Below are 20,531 nucleotides of genomic sequence, written 5' to 3' on the forward strand. Positions count from 1 at the left end.
TGGGCTCGGTTCTGGAGGGGATCCCGGCGATCGTGCTGTTCGGGCCGCTGCTGTTCCCGATCGCGCGCACGGTGGGCGTGCACGAGGTGCACTACGCGATGGTGGTGATCCTGGCGATGGGCGTGGGTCTGTTCGCCCCGCCGTTCGGGGTCGGCTACTACGCCGCCTGCGCGATCAGCCGGATCCACCCGGACGCAGGGATGCGCCCGATCGTGGGCTACATCCTCGCCCTGCTCGTCGGCCTGCTCGTCATCATCCTCGTCCCCTGGTTCTCCATCGGGTTCCTGTGATGCATCTCGCCCTCGCCCCGGAAGCGGGAGAGGGCGACGCCCGAAGGGTGACGGGTGAGGGGAACCCGGCTTCCGAATAGGCCCGAGCCGCGGGGAGAGCCGAAGCCTCTCCCGGCACCGTCGCTCCCCTCTCCCGACTCGGCCTGACGGCCGGGCCACCCTCCCCCGCAATGGGGGGAGGGACGGGCGCTGCGCGCCCTCTCAAGCACTGCCCAAGCGAGACCGCCATGCCCGACGCACAGCTCACCGCCCGGATGGCCGACGCCATCCGCTTCCTGTCCCTCGACGCGATCGAGCGGGCGACCGACGGGCACCCCGGCGCGCCGCTGGGCTGCGCCGAGATCGCCACCGCGCTGTTCACCCGCCACCTGAAGTGCAACCCCGCCGATCCGGAATGGCCGGACCGGGACCGCTTCGTGCTCTCGAACGGGCACGGCTCGATGCTGCTCTACTCGGTGCTGCATCTCGCCGGCTACGCAGGCATGCCGATCGAGCAGATCCGGGCGTTCCGCGAGCTCGGCTCGCACACCCACGGCCATCCCGAGATCGCCCCCGAGCACGGCATCGAGGCGACCACCGGGCCGCTCGGCCAGGGCATCGCCAACGCGGTCGGCATGGCGGTGGCCGAGGCGCGGCTCGCGGCGGAGTTCGGCTCCGACCTCGTCGATCACCACACCTACGCGCTCGTGGGCGACGGCTGCCTCCAGGAGGGCATCGCCCACGAGGTGATCTCGCTCGCCGGCCACCTGCAACTCGGCAAGCTGGTCTTCCTCTGGGACGACAACCGCATCACCGACGACGGCTCGATCGACCTGTCGATCTCCGAGGACGTGGGCGCCCGCTTCCGCGCCGCGAACTGGCACGTCACCGAGTGCGACGGGCACGACGTCGATGCGGTCTCGGCGGCGATCGACCGCGCCAAGGCCGATCCGCGCCCGAGCCTGATCGCCTGCCGCACGATCATCGGCCGCGGCCTGCCCCGGCTCGAAGGGCAGCGGGGCGCCCATGGCGGCCGCGTGTTCGACACCGACCTCGCCGAGGCGCGGGCGGCCCGCGGCTGGGACCACCCGGCCTTCACCGTGCCGGAGGAGGTCGGCGCGGCGTGGCGCGCGGGCGCCGGGGAACGCAACCGTCCGGCCTACGCGGCGTGGGAGAGCCGCCGCGCCGCCCTGCCGGAGGCGACGCGAAAGGAATTCGAGCGGGTGAGCGCGGCGCGTCTGCCCGAGGGTTGGCGCGAGGCGCTGCGCGCGGTCCGCGACCGTCTGGCCGGGGCGGGCGAGGCGCGCGCGAGCATCGAGGTCTCGGCCGAGATCGTCGGCGCGCTGGCCGACGCGATCCCCGAGCTGTTCTCCGGGGCGCCCGACCTCGAAGGGCCGACCAAGCACAAGCAGGCGTTCGCGGCCTTCACGGCGGGGGACCGCTCCGGGCGCTACCTGCATTACGGCATCCGCGAGCACGCCATGGGCTCGATGATGAACGGCATCGCGGCCCATCGCGGCCTCGTGCCGGTGGGCGCCACCTACCTCGTCTTCTCCGACTACATGCGCCCGTCCCTGCGCATGGCGGCGCTGATGCGGCTGCCGGTGATCACCGTTTACAGCCACGACTCGATCGGCATCGGCCGCAACGGCCCGACCCACCAGCCGGTGGAGTACCTCGCGAGCCTGCGGGCGATCCCGAACATGCTGGTGCTGCGCCCGGCCGACGCGACCGAGACGGCGGAGTGCTGGGAGCTGGCGCTGGCCAACCGCGAGGGCCCGACCTCGCTGATCTGCTCGCGGCAGGCGCTGCCGGCGCTCGGCCGCCCGGCCGGCGGCGAGAACCGCTGCGCCCGGGGCGCCTACGTGGTGGCGGAGGCCGACGGCGAGCGGCGCGTCACCCTGATCGGCACCGGCTCGGAGGTGGCGCTGGCGCTGGCCGCCCGGGAGACGTTGCAGGCTCAGGGCGTGCCGACCGCGGTCGTCTCGATGCCGTCCTGGGAGCTGTTCGCGGAGCAGGACGCGGCCTATCGCGACCGGACGATCCCCCGCGGCACCGTGCGTGTGGCGGTGGAGGCGGCCCTGCGGTTCGGCTGGGATCGCTGGATCGGCGAGGACGGCGGCTTCGTCGGGATGACGGGCTTCGGCGCCTCGGGCCCGGCGGACGAACTGTTCCGCCACTTCGGCATCACCGCCGAGGCGGTGGTGGAGGCGGCCCGGGCACGGCTGCCGATCTGAGAGGAAACGGGGTTTCCGAAGGGCTGGGCCCTTCGGCGGGTTGTCAGGGCGGCGCCCTGACGTTCGCGGGGCTCCGCCCCACACCCCGCGAAAGGGCGCCGCCCTTTCGAAACCCGGATGGGCCCGAGAGCCTCAGATCATGCCGGCGATGCCGGTGCGGGCGATCCGATCCCGCTGCTCGGCGTAGCGGGCCGCGGCGGTGCGGCGCAGCGCGGCGCCGAGCGCGACCCGCAGCGTGGCGGGGCGGTCCGATCCGAAACCGACGAACTGCGCGATCGCGGCCATGATAGGTGGTCCTGTTGCGGCCGAGCCCCGTGCCCGGCGTGTTGCAACGCAATATGGCTTGACCGCGGGACGCGGGTCAGAGGTTCCGTGCGTGGTCAGACATGCGCTTCATGCATGAACGAACGCGACCGCTTTGAGACTTCGTTCATGAATGCGGGTTCGAACGCGTTCGAGCGCTGTGCGATGCAGCATTCTCGCCGCGTCTCAGGAGCGGACTGCCCTTCCCGCCTTGGGCGCCGGGTTCGCCGCCCCCCTGCGCCGCCGCCGCGCCAGCATGTTGAGGCCCTCCACGCCCGCCGAGAACGCCATGGCGGTGTAGATGTAGCCCTTCGGCACGTGCGCGCCGAACCCCTCGGCGATCAGCGTCATGCCGATCATGATGAGGAAGCCGAGCGCCAGCATCACAACCGTCGGGTTCCTGGCGATGAAGGCCGAGAGCGGCTCGGCGGCGACCAGCATGACGATCACGGCGGTGACGACGGCGATCATCATCACCGGCACGTGCTCGGTCATGCCGACCGCGGTGATGATCGAATCGATCGAGAACACGAGATCGAGGAGCAGGATCTGGCCGATCGCCGCGGCGAAGCCGAGCGAGGGGCCGGATTCCTTCGCCTCCGGATCGGGATCGACGGTGTGGTGGATCTCCTTGGTGGCCTTCCACAGGAGGAACAGGCCGCCGCCGATCAGGATCATGTCCCGCCAGGAGACGCCCTTGCCGAGCACGGTGAAGACCGGCTCGGTGAGGTGGACGATGAAGGCGACCGTGCCGAGCAGGCCGAGCCGCAGGATCAGCGCCAGCCCGATGCCGATGCGCCGGGCCCGGGTCTGCTGGTGCTCGGGCAGCCTGTTCGTCAGGATCGAGATGAAGATCAGGTTGTCGATGCCGAGCACCACCTCCATCACCACCAGGGTGGCGAGCGCGGCCCAGACGGTCGGGTCGGCGGCGAGTTGCAGAAGCTCGTTCACGGGCGGTCGCTCTGTCCCAGGATACGGCTGCCGAGCGCCGCGATGTCGAAGGGGCGGGACCGGTCGGCCGGGTCGGGCGCGTAGATCGACAGGATCTTCGGCAGCACCTTGAAATGGGCCGGGGTGTGGGTGGTCAGCTCGCCGTCGGTGTTCACCGGCCGGGGGCGGCGGGTGGTCAGGCGGATCTCGCGGGTCTGGAAGGCGCGCACGTCGGCCGCGCGACCGTGCGTGCCCCGCCGCAGGGCCGGCAGCAGGGCGAGCAGCCGCCACCAGTGGGCGATCTCCAGGCTGTAGAAGTCGAGCTTGCCGTCGTCGACCGTGGCGCCTTCCTCCACCGTCATGCCGCCGCCGTAGTGCCGGCCGTTGCCCACCGAGACCTGGATGGTGACGACCTTCTCGGTGGTGCCGTCGTGCTCGATCGTCACCGTGAACGGCCGCACCCGGCGCAGCACCCGCACGGCCGCCACCGCGTAGCCGAGCACCCCCCAGCGCTTCTTCGACTCGGCGGTGAGCTCGCCCGCGAGCTCGGCCGAGAAGCCGATGCTCGCCACGTTGAAGTAGTAGTGCCCGTTGACCCAGCCGAGATCGACCGGGTGCGCCCGCGCCGTCGGGATGAAGCGGGCGGCGGCCATCGGGTCCAGCGGCAGGCCGAGCGAGCGCGCGAGGTCGTTGGCGGTGCCGAGCGGCAGGATCCCCAGCGGCAGGCGGGTGTCCACCAGGGCGGGGGCGGCGGCGTTCATCGTGCCGTCGCCGCCGCCGAGGATCACGAGGTCGACGCGCTCCGCGTAGTCCCGGATCGTCGCTTGGCAATCGGCGTCGGGGGCCGGCTCGACGGGCTCGATGCCGCCGGCCCGCAGCACGTCGCGCACCGCGTCGAGGGGCAGGGCGCCGTTGCGGGCCTTGGCGTTGCAGATCAGGAGGGCGCGGCGCGGCTGGTCGCTCATCGGCGGCCCCCGGGGCGGCGGGCCGGACGCGGCCGGGACGAAGGGAAGGGCACCACGTGCTGGGGGTCCTCTCGAGCGCCCGCGCCGGGCTCCGCCGCGCGGGACCCCGGCCGCGTGGCGTGCCGCGGATGCGCGTGACCGGGCTCGTCCCGCAACGGTTATCCCGCACTTGGGCGACAGACGTGCGAACTCAACCCCGTCATCCCCGGAATTCGCCCCTGGCGCCGCGCGGGCGCACCTGCCACGCGATACCTGCGACTCGTACGGGGACGGCCTCCGGAACCGTCCCGGCGTCCGGAAGCGTTCTATCGGGTCATACCCGGCCGCGGCCCCCCACGTCCCCACTGAGGTCCGTCCCATGCGCACCCCCCCGCCGAACCGGCGCTTCGCCCTCGCGCTCGGCCTCGTCCTGCCCCTGGCGACGGCCGGCGCCGCCGCGGCGCAGCCGGCTGGCTGGGTCGATCCGCCGGCCAAGGCGGGGGCTGCCAAATCGGATGCCGCCAAGTCGGATGCCGCCAAGTCGGACGCTGTCAGGTCGGACGCTGTCAGGTCGAGCGCTGCCAAGTCGGATGCGCCCAGGGCAGGGTCGCCCGCCGCGGGCGTGGCCAAGGCGGAGCCCGGCGAGCCGGCGCGGGCCGTTGCAGAGCGGAACCGCGAGAAGGCCGGCCGCCGGGAGCCGACTGGCGCGGCGGCGTCCCGCGAACCCGAGCGGCACGCTCCGCGGGAGGCTCGGGCCGAGCCCCGCCGGGCGGCGCCGACGGCCGAGGCCGCGCATCGCCACCCCCGGCCCGGCCGCCGGCTCGCCGAGACCCCCGCCGCCGGCCCGGGACCGATGGCCGGACACGCCGACGCCGCCCGCGCCCTCGCGGCGGAGTACCTCGCCACGGTCTCCGGGCCGGGCGAGGCGCTGGTCGGCGCCGCACCCCGGTTCTACGGGGCGCGGGTGCGCTTCTACGGTCGCCCGACCACGATGGCCGCGCTGATCGCCGAGAAGCGCGATTTCGCCCGGCGCTGGCCCGAGCGGCGCTACGAGGCGCGGGCGTTCCGCACGGCCTGCGCGCCCGACGGCGAGACCTGCACGGTGCGCGCCCTCGTCGATTTCCGCGCGGCGAGCCCGTCGCGCGGCGCCGTCTCCCGCGGCTCGTCGGAGCTGGTGCTGGAGGTGAGCTTCGCCGGGGGACGCCCGGTCATCGTCGCCGAGAGCGGCCGGGTGCTGCGGCGCGGGGCCGAGGCCCGGGCGGCTCTGGTCCCGGCCGACGACAGGGCGTAAAGCCCGGGTTCTCGAGATCGCGCGAGACGAGCAGTGCAGGATGGGGCCGGGATCGGACGGATGACGGCGTCGACGGCGGTGGCCGAGCCCGGGGCCGAGGAGGGGACGCGACCGGCGCTCGACGCGCCCGGTCGCGCGCCCCTGCGCGAGACGATCCGGTCCGAACTCGCCCTGGCCCGTCCCCGGCCGGTGGCGGCGCGCACGCTGGAACTCATGGCGCTCGCGGCGCTCGAACCCGACGCCGCCCCGCCGGGCTACCGGGTGGTCGATCGGCGGGGCGCGCCGCGCCTGCGCGCGACCGAGGCGGGCGCGGACGGGCAGGGGACGCAGGCGGGGGACGCCGCGCCGCGCCCGATGACGCTCGCCGACCTCGTCGCCGAGCTGCGCGCCGGACACCCGGCGCTGTTCCTGCCGCCGGAGCCCGAACCCGAGCCGGAGCCCGCACCCGCGCAGGCCCGCGACGCGTCCCTGCTCGCCGGCGCCTCCGAGATGCGGGCGGCGACCGCCCGTTTCGTCGAGGCGCAGTCCGGGCGGGCCCGGTCGCTCGCCGAGCGCTCCTCGAACCAGGGGCGCGCGCTCGCCCAGTCCGCCGCCGGAGCCCTCGCCGCCCTGCGGGCCCGGGTCGGGCGCCCGGCCGCCCCGGCGGAGGGCGCCGCTTCCCCGGCCGGGACGGCGACGGAGTCCGTCGATCCCGCCGCCGCCTGGAATTCCGGGGCCGGCCGGTTCGGGGACGCGGTAAGCGAGCGCCTGCGCACCCTGCGCGACCGGTTCGGCGGCCCCGAGGACGACCCGGCCGTGCGCCGCCGCCGCTGGTTCGCCGGCGTCGGCGCCGCGGCCCTCACCGCGATCGTCGCCGCCGGCCTCGTCACCCTGCTGCGCACGCCGTCGCCGCAGGCCCCGTCGAGCACGGCCGCGCCGACCCAGACCGCCCGCGCGCCCGCGATCCCCGACACCGTCACGCCCCCGCCCGAGAGCGACGGCCGGGGCGATCCCGAGCCCGAGGCGACCCCGCCGCCCGCCAACGCGGTGACCGGCCCGGTCCAGGTGGTGGACACCGCGACGCTCAAGGTCGGCGGGCGGGTGGTCCGCCTGTTCGGGGTCGAGTGGGTGCGGGGCGGGCAGGCGCAGGAACTCGCCCGCTACATCGCCGGCCGCCCGGTGGTCTGCCAGCCGGCGCCCGGCAGCGAGACCATGAACTGCGCGGTCGACGGGCGCGACCTGTCCGAGGTGGTGCTCTACAACGGCGGCGGCCGCGCCTCCCCTGAGGCGAGCCCCGAACTCGTCGCCGCCGAGGACCACGCCCGCAGCGAGCGGCTGGGGGTGTGGAAGCGGTAGCCGTCCTTGATCGGTCACCCGCCGGCGCCAGATGCGAGCGGGGCCGTAGCTGGGCCCGATCGCGGGAAGGGCGGCCATGCCGGACGCGGGCGAGGTCTTCGGGCGCACGGCCGACGGGCGGATCGTCCGCCGCCACACGCTGGAGCGCGGCTCCTTGCGCGTGCAGGTCATCGATCTCGGCGCGGCGATCACCGCGATCGAGACCCCCGACCGGGCCGGCCGCCGCGCCAACGTCGTCCTCGGCCTCGACAGCGTGGGGGGCTACGAGACCCTGAGCCCGAGCTTCGGGGCGATCGTCGGCCGCTACGCCAACCGCATCGCGGGCGGGCGCTTCAGCCTGGACGGGCACACCTACCGGCTGCCGACCAACGACGGCCCGAACACCCTGCACGGCGGCCCGGAGAACTTCGTGCGCCGGCTGTGGCGGGTGGAGGCGGTCGGGGCCGATCGCCTCGACTTGGCCTACCGGTCCCCCGACGGCGAGGAGGGTTTCCCGGGCAACCTCGACGTGCACGTCGCCTACAGCCTGCCCGAGGACGGGGTGCTGCGGATCGACTACGCCGCCTGGACCGACCGGCCGACCGTGCTCAACCTGACCAACCACAGCTACTTCAACCTCGCGGGGGAGGGGAGCGGCAGCGTCCTCGACCACGTGGTGCAGCTCGACGCGGACGCCTTCACCCCCACGGACGCCGCGCAGGTGCCGACCGGCGAGATCCGGCCGGTGGCCGGCACGCCCTTCGACTTCCGCGCGCCGCACGCCCTCGGCGTACGCATCCGGACCGGCGACCCGCAGCTCGCCTTCGCCAAGGGCTACGACCACAACTTCGTGCTGCGCGGGGAGGCGGGCCGCCTGCGGCCGGCAGCGACCTGCCACGATCCGGCGAGCGGGCGGCGCCTCGCGGTCGCCACCACGCAGCCGGCGCTCCAGCTCTACACCGGCAACAACCTCGACGGCACGCTGATCGGCCCGTCCGGGCGGATCTACCGCTCGGGCGACGCGGTCTGCTTCGAGACGCAGGGCTACCCGGACGCGCCGAACCAGCCCGCCTTCCCCGCCGCGGTGCTGCGGCCGGGCGAGCGCTTCACCGCCAGGACGGAGTTCCGGTTCTCGGCCGCCTGAGACGCGCGCGCGCCGCCGTTGCGGAAGCGGCGCGATCCGGGCAAGGGAGGGCCCGAGCGGGCTCAAGGCCCCGCCCATCCTCTGCGACACGCGGCGCCCGGTCCCGAACGAGGGGCGCCCCAACAGGAGGGGGCACGCCGCGCGGCCGGGCGCCGCGGGGGCCGCCCCGGCACGCGATGCGGCTGATCGTCGGTCTGGGCAATCCGGGGCCCCGCTACGCGGGCAACCGGCACAATATCGGCTTCCTCGCGATCGACGCCATCGCCCGCGCGCACCGGGCGAGCCCGTTCCGCCGCCGCTTCCAGGGGGAGGCGGCCGAAGTGGTGCTGGGAAGCGAGCGGGCGATCCTCCTGAAGCCGCAGACCTTCATGAACGAGTCCGGCCGTTCGGTCTCGGAGGCGCAGCGCTTCTACAAGATCGCGCTCGGCGACGTGATCGTCCTGCACGACGAGCTCGACCTGCCGCCCGCCAAGCTCCGGGTGAAGACCGGCGGCGGCAATGCCGGCCACAACGGCCTGCGCTCGATCACCGCCCAGTGCGGCAACGATTACCGCCGGGTGCGCCTTGGCATCGGCCATCCCGGCGACAAGGCGCAGGTGCACGCCTACGTGCTCAACGATTTCGGCAAGGCCGAGCTGCCCTGGGCGGAGGACCTGTGCGAGGCGGTCGCCGCCCACGCCGCCGTCCTGGCGGCCGGCGACGACCCGGGCTTCCAGAACAAGGTCCACCTCGCGATGAGCGGGCGCGGCTGAGACGAGGTGAAGGCGCTGGGCGCGAGAAATTGACACGAGAACACGGGGACACGATAGGATCGGCGGGTGGAGGATCCGCCATGAAGAACGTCACGGTCACGATGAGCGAGGCGCTGTTGCAGCGGGCACGCGTCGCCGCCGCGCGCGACGGCAAGAGCCTGTCGCGCTTCGTGGCCGAGGCGGTCGAGCAGCGGGTCGGCCGGCCCCTGACGCAGCGCGAGGCACTCGACCGGTTCCTATCCGGTCCGCTGATGCGATTGACGGACGAGAACGGCAGGGCACCCTCGCGTGACGAACTTTATGAGTGAGCCCGTCTTCATCGACACCAACGTGCTCGTCTACGCGCGCGACGACCGGAACGCCGACAAGCGCGAGCGTGCCCGCGCCTGGCTCGCGGCCGTCACCGGATCCGGCCGGGCGCGCACCAATCTCCAGGTTCTCAACGAACTGACGCGCTGGATCCTCAAGAATGAGCCCGACCGGCCGCTCCTCGATGTTCAGGACGAGATCGAGAGCATCGGCGTCTGGGGGGCACGGCCGGTCGATCAGGATGATACCGAACTGGCTTGGCTCGTGCGCAAGTGCTTCGGATACCAGTGGTTCGATTGCTTGCTGCTCGCGGCGGCACAGCTCGCCGGATGCCGCTACTTCCTGACCGAGGACATGGCGCACGGCGTCGTGTTCGAGGGCATGACCCTCATCAATCCCTTTCGCGCGTCGCCGGACGACGTGCTGCGACAGACCTGACAGCGGATACGACCTATGGGCTTCAAATGCGGCATCGTCGGCCTGCCGAACGTCGGCAAGTCGACGCTCTTCAACGCGCTCACGCAGACGGCGGCGGCCCAGGCCGCCAACTACCCGTTCTGCACGATCGAGCCGAATGTCGGCGAGGTGGCGGTGCCCGACCCGCGCCTCGATGACCTCGCCCGCATCGCGAGCTCAAAAGAAATCATTCCGACGCGGCTGACCTTCGTGGACATCGCCGGGCTCGTGCGCGGCGCCTCCAAGGGGGAGGGGCTCGGCAACCAGTTCCTGGCCAACATCCGCGAGGTCGACGCCATCGCCCACGTGGTGCGCTGCTTCGAGGACGGCGACGTGACCCACGTCGAGGGCAAGGTCGACCCGGCCGCCGACATCGAGACGATCGAGACCGAGCTGATGCTCGCCGACCTCGACAGCCTGGAGCGCCGCGCCGTCGCCCTGGAGAAGAGGGCCAAGGGCGCCGACAAGGAGGCGAAGGAGACGCTCGGCCTCGTCAACCGCACCCTGCCGCTGCTGCGCGACGGCAAGCCCGCCCGCTTGGCCTCGCGCAAGCCCGAGGAGGAGCGGCTGTTCCAGCAACTCGGGCTGATGACCGCCAAGCCCGTGCTCTACGTCTGCAACGTCGACGAGGCCGACGCCGACCAGGGCAACGCCCATTCCCAGGCGGTGTTCGCCCGCGCCAAGGCCGAGGGGGCCGTGGCGGTGGTGGTCTCGGCCAAGATCGAGAGCGAGATCGCGGTGATGCCGGAGGCCGACCAGGCCGAGTTCCTGGAGGCGGTGGGGCTCACCGAGCCCGGCCTCAACCGGGTGATCCGCGCCGGCTACGACCTGCTCGGCCTCGTCACCTACTTCACCGTCGGCCCCAAGGAGGCCCGCGCCTGGACGATCACCAAGGGCACCCGGGCGCCGGGGGCGGCGGGGGTGATCCACTCGGATTTCGAGAAGGGCTTCATCCGCGCCGAGACCATCGCCTACCGCGACTACACCGCCCTCAACGGCGAGGCGGGCGCCCGGGACGCGGGCAAGCTGCGGCTGGAGGGCAAGGAGTACGTGGTGCAGGACGGCGACGTGCTGCACTTCCGCTTCGCCACCTGATTCGTTCTCGGACTCAAGACGCGGCCATGCCGAATCCCAGCTTCGAAGACTTCTCCGTCGGCGACACGCTCGTCGGCGAGCCGCTGACGGTGACGCGGGACGACATCGTCGGATTCGCTCGACACTTCGACTTCCAGCCCTTCCACCTCGACGAGGCGGCGGCGGAGAAGACCTTCGTCGGGCGGCTGATCGGCTCGGGCTGGCACACGGCGTCGCTCGGCATGCGGCTGCTCCAGCAGGGGCCGCTGCGGGGCGGCTCGTCGCTGGGCTCCCCGGGCATCGACGAGCTGCGCTGGCTCGCCCCCGTGCTGCCGGGCGATGCCCTGCGGGCCACGCTCCGGGTGAACAGCACCCGGGACTCGTCCACCAAGCCCGGCCTCGGCTTCGTCGGCGCCACGCTGAGCCTCGACAACCAGCGCGGCGAGACGGTGATGACGCAGCGCTTCACGTTCATGCTGGCCCGGGCCGGGACCGACCCGCTGCCGCCGCGCCCGGTGACCATCGCCGAGCCGGAGCCGGTCGTCGAGCCGGAGGACGCGCAGGTCATCCCCTTCCTCGGCGAGGCCGAGATCGGCATGACCCGGGAGCTGGGGCCCTACGCCTTCGACGCGGCGGCGATCGTCGCCTTCGCGCGGGCTTACGATCCGCAGGCCTTCCACCTCGACGACGCGGCGGCGCGGCGGACCCATTTCGGCGGCCTGTGCGCCTCGGGCTGGCACACGGCCGCCGCCTACATGAACCGGCTGCTGACGACCCGGGCGCGGGACGCGGCCTACACCGCCGCGCGCGGTCCGGTGCCGGCGGCCGGCCCGTCGCCGGGCTTCAAGACCATGCGCTGGCTCAAGCCGGTCTACGCGGGCGACACGATCCGCTTCTCGACCCGGCTGACGGACAAGCGCGCCTCGGCCTCGCGCCCCGGCTGGGGGCTGGCCTTCGCCCGCAACACCGGCGTGAACCAGCGCGGCGAGCCGGTCTTCACGTTCGACTCCGCCGTCTTCCTGCAATGGGCGCCGGACGCGTGACCGGGCGCTGCCGCCGGCCGGATCCAGCGCCGCCGCGAGGGGGCGGGATCAGGCGGCGCGGCCGAGCGCCGGCTGGCTCAGGCCGGCCACGTAGGTCTCGACCCGGCCGATGAAGGCCGCCAGGTGCGGGGCGATGCCCCGCAGGCTCGCGAGGTCGCGCACCAGGATGTCGAGGGAGAGGGCGCGGTCGCCCGCCGTCGGCGCGCCCGCGAGGTAGGCGTCGACCGCGTGCTCGGCGATGCCGAGGGCACCCGCCCGTCCGTCCTCGGCCAGCGCCCTGATCACCTGCTGGATGGCGGGCTGCATCGCGGTCGTCCTCTCCTGCGTTCGGCCCGGGACGAGCCCGGCCGGAAACTTGCGACTCTGTTCGGCGCGGGCCGCGAATCGGCCCGCGCGGGCTGCCCGTCTCAAGCCGGCAAAGCCCGCTCGAATCAAGGCCGGCGGGCGGGGTGCGGAGCAGGCATGCCCCCCGCGCATGCGCGTGGCGAAACCTGCGCGCGCGCAACACTGTCCGAAAATGGAACTCTTCGCGCGATGGGGGATTAAATCGCCCTCCATTTTTCGTTGTGCAGTGCGTCGGCCCGTGCGAGCCTCACCCCCGTCATCTTCAGGCGGGGCGCGGGGCATGCGGCGCGTCGACGGTACGGTTCCGGGCTTTCCCTTCGGTCCCGACGGCCTCGGGGGCCGGTGGCACTGGTCCGGCCCGGCGCGCCGGATCCGTCAGGCCGCGAGCCTCGCCCTCGTCGGCGGCATCCTGATGCTGGGCGGCGCCGCGACGCACGCCCGCACCGGGGCGGCTCTGCCCGCCGCGGACACCGCGGACGCCAAGGATGGGGAGATCGGCCCGCCGACGCGGCCCATTCCCGGCTGGACCGATTTCTGCCGACGGATGCCCGCGGAGTGCACCGTCGATGCCCGCGAGCCGGCCCGGATCCATCTCACCGTGGCGACGTGGCGGACGCTGCGCAGCGTCAACGCCCGGGTCAACGCGCGGATCAAGCCGATCACCGACAAGGCCCACTGGGGCGTGGTCGATCGCTGGGACTTTCCCGACGACGGCTTCGGCGATTGCGAGGACTACCAGCTCCTGAAGCGGCGCATGCTGGCCGAGCGCGGCCTGCCGCGCCGGGCGCTGCTGATGACGGTGGTGATCGACGAGATCGACGAGGGCCACGCGGTGCTGACCGTGCGCACCGACCGGGGCGACTTCATCCTCGACAACAAAACCGACGCGATCCGCAACTGGCGGCGCACGGGCTACAGCTTCGTCAAGCGCGCGGGCCAGGACGGGCCGGCCTGGGTCGCCCTGGACAAGGAGGACGCCCCGGAGGTCGGCAAGGGCCGGAACGCGGGCGCGCAGGTGGCGACCGCCGAGCCCTGAGGGGCGTCAGGCGCCGACGATCAGCGCCGCGAGATCGAGGGCGACCCGGCCCGAGAGCAAGCTCCAGCCGCAGGCGATGATGGTGGCCAGCATCACGAACGGGATCGGACGCCCCTCGATGCGCCGGCCGCGGACGGTGTTGCGCAGGATGATGAACGGCGCGGAGAAGGCCAGCATCGGCAGGGCCGCGACCGCGCCGAGGCCGCCCCGCTCCAGCAGGTTGAAGCTCGCGCGCCGGGCGGCGAACAGTTCGAAGGCGCTGGCGATCAGCCCGGACAGGGCGAGACCGACGCACAGGGTGCGGATCGATTCGAGGGCGGCGGGGGTGGGGACCATGGGACGCGCTCCCTGACAGCGCGCGCAGTCTAACCACGCCGTTTACCGATCGTTAAGCAGGTCTTCGGATCAACGTTAATCCGTGCACAGGCCCGGCGCCGGGACGCCGGGCCCGCGAGGCCCCCGCCTCAGACCTCTTCGAGGTCGATGTCGAGGATCGCCATGCGGAAGACGAAGGAATCGTCGCCGTCCTCCTTGTCGTCGGCGATCACGCCGATCGACTCCTCGCCGATGAACACCTCGGCGGTGTCGCCGGTCTTCATCGCCACGAGGCGGATGTTGGTGTTCGCGAAGGTGCGGCGCAGGTAGGCTTGCAGCTTCGCGATCTCGGGCTTGGTCACGCTGTTGGGTCTCCGCTGGCGGCGATGGTCCGGTCTGGGGCCCGCGCTTGCCACGCCCGGGCCGGGGCGGCAAGCGCGGCGGGCCGGGCTCAGATGCCCTCGCCGAGATGGATGAACTGGTCGAGGCTCACGAGCTGGTCCATCGCCCGGGCCGGGTCGTCGCAGCCCGCGGTCCCGACCACCCGGGCCGGCACGCCGACCACGGTGGTGTTGGGCGGCACCGGCCGCAGCACCACCGAGCCCGCCGCCACCCGGGCGCAGGCCCCGACCTCGATGTTGCCGAGGATCTTGGCGCCCGCGCCGATCATCACCCCGCGGCGGATCTTCGGGTGGCGGTCGCCGCGCTGCTTGCCGGTGCCGCCGAGCGTCACCGCGTGCAGGATCGACACGTCGTCCTCGATCACCGCGGTGGAGCCGACGACGAGGCCGGTGGCGTGGTCGAGGAACACCCCCCGGCCGATCCGCGCCGCCGGGTGGATGTCGCACTGGAACACCTCCGAGACCCGGCTCTGGAGGTAGAGGGCGAGGTCGCGCCGCCCGCGCGTCCAGACGTGGTGGCCGAGGCGGTAGGCCTGGAGGGCGTGGAAGCCCTTGAAGTACAGGACCGGCTCCAGCGCCCGCAGGGTGGCCGGGTCGCGGTCGATCACCGCGCCGATATCGGCCCGGAACGCCTGCCCGATGCCGGGATCCGCGTGGATCGCCTCGTGGAACGTGTGGGCGACGAGCTCGGCCGGCATCGACGGGTGCCCCAGCCGCGCGGCGACCCGGTGCGCCACGGCGCCCTCCAGGGTCGCGTGGTTCAGGATCGTGGCGACGATGAAGGTGGCGAGCTGCGGCTCGGCGCGCAGCACGTCCTCGGCCTCGGCGCGCAGCCGCGACCAGACCGGGTCGCACACGGCGAGGTCGTTCGCGGCGTGGGTGACGGCCGGGCTCGCGCTCATGACTGCTCCTCGTCCGGGGGGCGCGGCGGCCGGGGCTCGGCGATCCGCCCCGTTCCCGCGTCGCGGGCACCGCGAAAAAGAATCCTCTCCCGCAGCGGCGGGACCTCGGGACGGGTCTACCGTGGTGCGCCGCAGCGCCGCGATCAAGGGGGGCCCGCGCGGGGGCGTGCCGCGCGGGCCAGGGGTGTCAGGTGCCGAGTGTCAGGTGGCAGATGTCAGGTGCCAAGTGGCAGGCGTCGGGTGTCAGGCGCGCGTGCGCCTCACGCGGCGCCCGAGACCGGCTGCCCGAACCGCGCCTCGATCGCCGCGGTGAGCCGGTCGAGCATGGTCGCCACGGGCACGTCGGCGGTGTCGACTTGGGCCGAGGCGCGGGCGTAGAGCGGCTCGCGGCTCGCCAGCACGGCGCGCAGTTCCAGCATCGCCGAGGCGTGGTCGCCGGTGGTGGCGAGATGGCCCTGCTCGCGCACGCGGCTCATGTGCTCCTCGGGGCGGGCCTGAAGCCAGATCGTGTAGAAGGCCTGGAGCAGCAGGTCGTAGGTCAGCGGCTCGGCGACGATGCCGCCGCTGGTGGCCAGGATCAGCGGGCCCGGGTGCTCGGTGAGGCGGCGCAGCGCCCCCTGTTCGAGCCGGCGATACCCTTCCTGCCCGTAGATCGCGAAGATCTCCTGCACCGACAGCGCGTTCTCGCGCTCGATCTCGGCGTTCAGCTCCACGAAGCTCCAGCCGAGCCGCTCGGCGGCGAGCTTGCCGAGCGTCGACTTGCCGGCCCCGCGCAGGCCGATCAGCGCCACGCGCGGCCGCGCCCCGCCCGCCCGGCTGCCGCCCGACAGGGCGTCCTTGGCGGCGGCGATCTGCGCCGGTCCCGCCTGCGCCAGCAGGTCGCGCATCACCGGCCAGTCCGGCAGGCCGTCGTGGCCGGTGATCAGGTCGTCGAGGCGCACGCCCATGGCGTTGGCCACGCGCCGCAGCAGGATGATCGAGACGTTGCCCTGGCCGCTCTCCAGTTGCGCGATGTAGCGCTCCGACAGGCCCGAGGTCTGCGACAGCGTCTTGCGCGAGAGCCCGCGCACGGTGCGCGCGTGACGGACCCGGCGTCCCAGGTCCGTGAGAAAGAGCGATTCCTGTTCCACCACGCCGGTCATGGCGTCGTTCGCTTTCCTGCCGGCCGACATCTGCTGCTGCGGGCCCGCCGGTCCGAGGCGGGTCGGGCATCCGGAACGGGCAGGCCGCTGCCTGTTCGTCCGCCTGCGGCCGACGCTTCCTGCCCCGGTTGAACCCGTATCGGCAGCCCGTCCGGCCGGGCGGAGCGGGCGCGGCGCGCCGGTCCGGCTGCTGTGCCGACGTGCGGCCTATCTGTTGCCCCGGGGACCGATGGTCAAGCCTCGGGCGCGGATTCCGGTGGGGGCGGCGGACCGCGTCGGAAATCCGACCCCTACTCGGCGGGGAGGGCGGCGGCTTCGCGGACGGTCTCCGCGGCGGGCGCGCGGCGGGGCATCGCGGCCGCGAGCATCTGGACGGTGGGCCGGCGCGGCGGCAGCGGGACCGCCACGGCCTCGGCGGCATGTGCCGCGGCGGGCGTCATCGCGGCGGTCTGGGCGGTGGTCTGGGCTGGCGTGGCGGGGGAACCGACGCCCTGCGCCTGGGCCTGCGGGGAGAGCCGCAGATCCGCGAGCCCGGCCGGGGCCGCCTCGGCGACCTGCACGGTCGCCGGGCCATCGGCGAGCCCGGCGGGCCGGCGCGGCGGCAGCGGCACCTCCACCGCGGCGACCTGCACGGTCGCCTGGACGGAGGCGGCCTGACCCGCGACCTCGGCGCTCGCCACCTCGACGAGGCCCGCGAACGCGGCGGGCCGGCGGGGCGGCAGCGGCACCTCGACCGACCCGGCCGGCGCCGCCGAGACGGCTGCGGAGGAGGCCGCGGGGGCGTAGGCGAGCGCCGCGGTGCCCGTGTCGGCGGCGGGCGCGCCGCCGCCGAACAGGCTGGCCAGGGCGCTCGCGGAGGCCGCGACCGGCGCCACCACCTCGGCGACCTCCGTCGCGACGCCCTGGCGCTTGGCCGCGTGATAGTAGCCGCGGTTGTAGTAGCCGTAGGCGCGGGCGAGGTTGCCCTGCGCCGTGCGGTAGGCGCCCGCCAGGTAGGCGACGCCGTAGCGCAGGTTGGTCGCCGGATCGTAGAGCCCGGCCGCGTCGCCGGTGTAGCCGAGGCCGCGCGCCGTGGCGTGCTTGATCTGCATCAGGCCGAGCGCGCTGCCGCCCTTGGCGTTCGGGTTGTAGTTGCTCTCGCGCTTGACCACCGCGTGGATGAAGCTCGCCGGGATCCCGTTCGCCTTGGCCTGCTGCTCGATCAGCGCGTCGATGTTGTCGCGCGCGGCCTGCCCGAAGGCGGCGGCGGGCACGACCGCGAGGGCGGCGGCCAGGAGGAAGCGCTGCATGCCGAGACCCGGTTTGCTTGTTCTGTGGTCAAGCTAGGTCGCGGGAAAATGAGGCCGGAAAGCGGCCCCGATCCGGCAGGCTGTGGGCGGCACCCCGTTCGGGCCGGATGTGCCCGGCGGGTCACAGGGCCGCCTCGCTCGAGCCCCCTCCGCGCTCATGCCCCCTCTGGCAGGACGAAGCGGGCGATGCCGTGGGCGAAGCCGTCCGCGTCGTTGCCGTCGGTGACCGCGCGCGCGGCCGCCTTCACCGCCGCCTCGGCGTTGCCCATCGCCACCGACAGGCCGCTGCGGGCGAACATCGCCCGGTCGTTGCCGGCGTCGCCGAAGGTCGCGATCCGCTCGGGCGGGATCCCGAGATGGGCGCTCATCCAGGTCACGAAGCGGCCCTTGTCGAGGTTCGGGGGCGTCACGTCGAGGTAGTAGGCCTGGGAGCGGTGCACCGTGGCGCGGCCCGCGAGCGCTTCGGCGACCGTCCCCTCGCAGGCGGCGAGGTGGGCGTGGTCGGCGCTGACGCCGACGATCTTGGCCGCGTCGTCCGCGAGGTCCGCGAGGTCGGCGGTCACCCGCGGCTCCACGCCGATCGTGCGCCGCTCCAGGTCGGTGTAGGCGCCGTTCGGGTCGCGCAGCCACCACGCGCCGCGGGCGAACACCCAGACGTCGAGCCCCTCGGCCGCGAGGCGCTCCATCGCCTCCCGGGCGGTGGCGGCGGGGATGACCTGCGCCTCGATCGCCGTGAGGTCCGGCCGCACCACCGAGGCGCCGTTGAAGGCGCCGAGCGGCAGGTCGAGGTCGAGGGTCGCGACGAGGTCCCGCAGCCCGACCGGCGGCCGGGCCGAGGCGATGCTGAAGCCGATGCCGGCCGCCCGCAGGCGCCGCACCGCGGCGACGGTGGCCGGGGTGAGCCGCTTGTCGGGGGTCACCAGGGTGCCGTCGACGTCGGAGATCACCAGCGCGATGTCCGGGGCCCGGCCGGCCTCCCCGGTCATCGGCCGGCCCCCGTGACGGCGGGCCGCGCGGCCTCCGCTTCGAGACGGGCGATCACCCGCCCGGCCACCGCCTCGGGCGGCTCGACGATCCCGACGGTGATCGGGCGCTCCTCCGGCCCCGGCGGTTCGAGGGTCGCGAACTGGCTGTCGAGCAGGCGCGGCGACATGAAATGGCCCTGCCGCTCGGCCAGCCGCCGGGCGATCAGCCCCTTGTCGCCCTCCAGGTAGACGATCCGCACCCGGCGGCTGCCGCCGGTGAGCGCGTCGCGATAGGCCCGGCGCAGGGCCGAGCAGACGACGACGCCCGATTCGCCGGCTTCCAGCCGCTGGCGGATCCAGGCCGCGATCCGCGCGAGCCAGGGGGCGCGATCCTCGTCGTCGAGGGCGAATCCCGCGTGCATCTTGGCCACGTGTTCCGGCGTGTGGAAGCTGTCGCCATCCACGAAGATCCAGCCCAGGCGCTCGGCGATCAGTTCCGCGACCGTGCTCTTGCCGGAGCCGGACACGCCCATCACCACCAGGACCTGGGCCGCGCGCGCGGCCCGCCGGGGTGCTTCCTCCGTGCTCATCGTCGGTCTGCCTCCGCGACGGCGGCCCCGGTCGGGGCACCGCCCCTTGAATAGGCCGGCGGCTCGGGAAGGAAAGTCGGCGGCCTGGAGGAACCGCGCCGCGTGCGCGGGCGTTCAGTGGAACATTCAGTGAACGAGGAGCCGTCATGGCGAAGGCAGCCGAGAAGTCCGCGCCCGCCGCGCAGAACCCGAAGACCGACCCGAAGGACACGTCCAACCAGATCAAGGACCCGGACCAGTGGACCACCGGCGCGGAGCCGATGACCGGTGCGCAGGCGTCCTACCTCAAGACCCTGTCGGAGGAGGCCGACGAGCCGAAGGCGTTCGCGCCCGATCTGGAGAAGGCCGAGGCGTCCAAGCGGATCGACGCGCTGCGTCACAAGGCCGGGCGCGCCTGAGGGAGCGTCCCGCCGCATTAAGACCCCGGCAAGAGTGGCGCGATAATCCTGCAACCCGTGTCTGTGTCCGGCCCCGGCGGGCCGGACCTGCGCCGGGGATTCGTCCGGAGATGTCCGAGTCGCGCAGGGCGGTGCCGGAGAGCGCCGGCTCCCACGGGGTGGATGCCCCCGCTCCGTGCCGGTTCCGCCTCGGCCGGCGCTTCGCCCGGGACGCGCGGGGCGGGACGGCCGTGGAATACGCGATGATCGGTGCGCTGATCTTCGCCGTCGCGGCCGGCAGCATCCGCCTCTACGGGACGAAGGTGAACGGCGTCTACGGCCAGCTCGGCAACGCGATGGCGCAGATCAACTGATCTCAAGTCCGTGGGAGACCGGTCGGCGCCGACGAGGCCTCGATGCCGCTCGGCGCGAGGGTCGGCGGCCGCGGCGCGCCCGTTATCCGGCGGGCCGGGCGGCTCCGGCGGGCGGCGAAGCCCCCGTGTGAAACCCCTGTGGACTGCGTGCTTAACGAGGACGGTCGCGTGGATGGGGCGGCCGGCCCGCGCGTGGCGGCCCGAGTGTGGCCGACCCGCTACGGACACCCCGACGGCGATAGGATAGGCACGGCCTTCGGCAAAACCGATGAGCGACCTCCGGATGCGTGCCTTCCGATCCCTCCTGCTCGCTGCGCTCGCGGCCGGCTCAGCCGCCGGCTGCACGGCGCTGCCGGCGGCGGGCCCGACCGCCTCGGCGATCGAGGCCGGCGCCGAGGTCGCCACCGCCGACGGCGCCCTGCTCGCCCGCTACGAGATCATCGACGTCTCCCCCGCCGCCGTCGAGGCCCTGCGCGGCCGGCCGCTCGACAGCCTGCTCGCCTCCTTCGGCGACCACAGACCCTCCACCGAGCCCGTCATCGGCGTCGGCGACATGGTCTCCGTCTCCGTCTGGGAAGCCGGGTCCGGCGGCCTGTTCTCCGGACCGCTCGTCGCCGACCGCTTCTCCGCCGGCTCCAAGTCCGCCCTCATCCCCGAGCAGCCGGTCGGGCGCGACGGCGCCATCTCCGTGCCCTACGCCGGCCGCATCCACGTCGCCGGACGCCGGCC

25 protein-coding genes are annotated in these 20,531 nt (G+C 73.8%); 14 read left to right on the forward strand and 11 right to left on the reverse strand.

Annotated elements, in window-relative coordinates:
- On the forward strand, window positions 1–290 hold a 290-nt coding region (locus Q8W71_RS29335; protein WP_305528926.1), incomplete at its 5' end, for a TRAP transporter large permease subunit.
- Window positions 291–517: 227 nt separating this feature from the next.
- A complete protein-coding gene (gene tkt / locus Q8W71_RS29340; protein WP_305528927.1) occupies window positions 518–2,506 on the forward strand; it encodes a transketolase in 1,989 nt (662 codons plus the stop codon).
- 132 nt (window positions 2,507–2,638) lie between these two features.
- Here tkt and Q8W71_RS29345 read toward each other — a convergent pair whose 3' ends face one another.
- From Q8W71_RS29345 to Q8W71_RS29355, 3 genes are all read right to left on the reverse strand, one after another.
- Entirely contained in the window at window positions 2,639–2,791 is a 153-nt protein-coding gene (locus Q8W71_RS29345) for a hypothetical protein (protein ID WP_305528928.1), read from the reverse strand.
- Between the two features lie 204 nt (window positions 2,792–2,995).
- Window positions 2,996–3,760, reverse strand: coding sequence for a TerC family protein (locus tag Q8W71_RS29350; protein ID WP_305528929.1), 765 nt, complete (start codon window positions 3,758–3,760; stop codon window positions 2,996–2,998).
- On the reverse strand, window positions 3,757–4,704 hold the full coding sequence (locus tag Q8W71_RS29355; RefSeq protein WP_305528930.1) for a lipid kinase: 948 nt from the start codon (window positions 4,702–4,704) through the stop codon (window positions 3,757–3,759). Before Q8W71_RS29355 ends, Q8W71_RS29350 begins: the two co-directional genes overlap by 4 nt.
- A gap of 358 nt (window positions 4,705–5,062) precedes the next feature.
- On the opposite strand from Q8W71_RS29355, the gene Q8W71_RS29360 reads away from it, so the two are divergent.
- The 8 genes from Q8W71_RS29360 to Q8W71_RS29395 all read left to right on the forward strand — a co-directional run bounded on the left by Q8W71_RS29360 (window position 5,063) and on the right by Q8W71_RS29395 (window position 12,066).
- Complete coding sequence (locus Q8W71_RS29360) at window positions 5,063–5,974, forward strand: hypothetical protein (protein ID WP_305528931.1); 912 nt, start codon at window positions 5,063–5,065, stop codon at window positions 5,972–5,974.
- Window positions 5,975–6,034: 60 nt separating this feature from the next.
- Window positions 6,035–7,309: a nuclease gene (locus Q8W71_RS29365; RefSeq protein WP_305528932.1), complete on the forward strand. Its 1,275-nt coding sequence runs from the start codon at window positions 6,035–6,037 to the stop codon at window positions 7,307–7,309.
- Window positions 7,310–7,385: 76 nt separating this feature from the next.
- Window positions 7,386–8,432 carry an aldose epimerase family protein gene (locus tag Q8W71_RS29370; protein ID WP_305528933.1) on the forward strand — a complete coding sequence of 349 codons (1,047 nt, stop codon included), beginning with the start codon at window positions 7,386–7,388 and terminating at the stop codon, window positions 8,430–8,432.
- 176 nt (window positions 8,433–8,608) lie between these two features.
- Complete coding sequence (pth, locus tag Q8W71_RS29375) at window positions 8,609–9,184, forward strand: aminoacyl-tRNA hydrolase (protein WP_305528934.1); 576 nt, start codon at window positions 8,609–8,611, stop codon at window positions 9,182–9,184.
- 80 nt (window positions 9,185–9,264) lie between these two features.
- On the forward strand, window positions 9,265–9,492 hold the full coding sequence (locus Q8W71_RS29380; RefSeq protein WP_305528935.1) for a hypothetical protein: 228 nt from the start codon (window positions 9,265–9,267) through the stop codon (window positions 9,490–9,492).
- A complete protein-coding gene (locus Q8W71_RS29385; RefSeq protein WP_305528936.1) occupies window positions 9,485–9,931 on the forward strand; it encodes a PIN domain-containing protein in 447 nt (148 codons plus the stop codon). Before Q8W71_RS29380 ends, Q8W71_RS29385 begins: the two co-directional genes overlap by 8 nt.
- 15 nt (window positions 9,932–9,946) lie before the next feature.
- Window positions 9,947–11,044: a redox-regulated ATPase YchF gene (gene ychF / locus Q8W71_RS29390; RefSeq protein WP_305528937.1), complete on the forward strand. Its 1,098-nt coding sequence runs from the start codon at window positions 9,947–9,949 to the stop codon at window positions 11,042–11,044.
- Between the two features lie 26 nt (window positions 11,045–11,070).
- Complete coding sequence (locus Q8W71_RS29395) at window positions 11,071–12,066, forward strand: MaoC/PaaZ C-terminal domain-containing protein (RefSeq protein WP_305528938.1); 996 nt, start codon at window positions 11,071–11,073, stop codon at window positions 12,064–12,066.
- A gap of 48 nt (window positions 12,067–12,114) precedes the next feature.
- On the opposite strand, the gene Q8W71_RS29400 is transcribed toward Q8W71_RS29395, so the two are convergent.
- Window positions 12,115–12,372 (reverse strand): hypothetical protein, encoded by a 258-nt coding sequence (locus tag Q8W71_RS29400; protein ID WP_305528939.1) that lies wholly within the window; start codon window positions 12,370–12,372, stop codon window positions 12,115–12,117.
- Between the two features lie 319 nt (window positions 12,373–12,691).
- Between Q8W71_RS29400 and Q8W71_RS29405 the strand changes: the two genes are divergently transcribed.
- Window positions 12,692–13,447 (forward strand): transglutaminase-like cysteine peptidase, encoded by a 756-nt coding sequence (locus tag Q8W71_RS29405; RefSeq protein WP_370875574.1) that lies wholly within the window; start codon window positions 12,692–12,694, stop codon window positions 13,445–13,447.
- Between the two features lie 6 nt (window positions 13,448–13,453).
- Here the strand turns inward: Q8W71_RS29405 and Q8W71_RS29410 are convergent, their stop codons facing one another.
- The 7 genes from Q8W71_RS29410 to Q8W71_RS29440 all read right to left on the reverse strand — a co-directional run bounded on the left by Q8W71_RS29410 (window position 13,454) and on the right by Q8W71_RS29440 (window position 19,051).
- Window positions 13,454–13,783 carry a DUF6949 family protein gene (locus Q8W71_RS29410; RefSeq protein ID WP_305528940.1) on the reverse strand — a complete coding sequence of 110 codons (330 nt, stop codon included), beginning with the start codon at window positions 13,781–13,783 and terminating at the stop codon, window positions 13,454–13,456.
- A 128-nt stretch (window positions 13,784–13,911) separates the two neighbouring features.
- On the reverse strand, window positions 13,912–14,124 hold the full coding sequence (locus Q8W71_RS29415; RefSeq protein WP_305528941.1) for a DUF3126 family protein: 213 nt from the start codon (window positions 14,122–14,124) through the stop codon (window positions 13,912–13,914).
- An 89-nt stretch (window positions 14,125–14,213) separates the two neighbouring features.
- On the reverse strand, window positions 14,214–15,065 hold the full coding sequence (cysE, locus tag Q8W71_RS29420; RefSeq protein WP_305528942.1) for a serine O-acetyltransferase: 852 nt from the start codon (window positions 15,063–15,065) through the stop codon (window positions 14,214–14,216).
- 260 nt (window positions 15,066–15,325) lie between these two features.
- Window positions 15,326–16,207 carry a helix-turn-helix transcriptional regulator gene (locus Q8W71_RS29425; RefSeq protein ID WP_370875575.1) on the reverse strand — a complete coding sequence of 294 codons (882 nt, stop codon included), beginning with the start codon at window positions 16,205–16,207 and terminating at the stop codon, window positions 15,326–15,328.
- 290 nt (window positions 16,208–16,497) lie between these two features.
- A complete protein-coding gene (locus Q8W71_RS29430; RefSeq protein ID WP_305528944.1) occupies window positions 16,498–17,496 on the reverse strand; it encodes a transglycosylase SLT domain-containing protein in 999 nt (332 codons plus the stop codon).
- Window positions 17,497–17,651: 155 nt separating this feature from the next.
- Window positions 17,652–18,482 carry a Cof-type HAD-IIB family hydrolase gene (locus Q8W71_RS29435; RefSeq protein ID WP_305528945.1) on the reverse strand — a complete coding sequence of 277 codons (831 nt, stop codon included), beginning with the start codon at window positions 18,480–18,482 and terminating at the stop codon, window positions 17,652–17,654.
- Window positions 18,479–19,051 carry a gluconokinase gene (locus tag Q8W71_RS29440; RefSeq protein WP_305528946.1) on the reverse strand — a complete coding sequence of 191 codons (573 nt, stop codon included), beginning with the start codon at window positions 19,049–19,051 and terminating at the stop codon, window positions 18,479–18,481. The genes Q8W71_RS29435 and Q8W71_RS29440 overlap by 4 nt, the downstream gene beginning before the upstream one ends.
- 146 nt (window positions 19,052–19,197) lie before the next feature.
- On the opposite strand from Q8W71_RS29440, the gene Q8W71_RS29445 reads away from it, so the two are divergent.
- From Q8W71_RS29445 to Q8W71_RS29455, 3 genes are all read left to right on the forward strand, one after another.
- Entirely contained in the window at window positions 19,198–19,449 is a 252-nt protein-coding gene (locus tag Q8W71_RS29445; RefSeq protein WP_305528947.1) for a DUF3072 domain-containing protein, read from the forward strand.
- A gap of 110 nt (window positions 19,450–19,559) precedes the next feature.
- Window positions 19,560–19,802, forward strand: a complete 243-nt coding sequence (locus tag Q8W71_RS29450; RefSeq protein ID WP_305528948.1) for a Flp family type IVb pilin — start codon at window positions 19,560–19,562, stop codon at window positions 19,800–19,802.
- A 283-nt stretch (window positions 19,803–20,085) separates the two neighbouring features.
- Window positions 20,086–20,531, forward strand: a 446-nt coding sequence (locus Q8W71_RS29455) for a polysaccharide biosynthesis/export family protein (RefSeq protein ID WP_305528949.1), incomplete at its 3' end; no start/stop codon positions are given.

The organism is Methylobacterium amylolyticum (genome assembly GCF_030700245.1).
GTDB lineage: Bacteria > Pseudomonadota > Alphaproteobacteria > Rhizobiales > Beijerinckiaceae > Methylobacterium.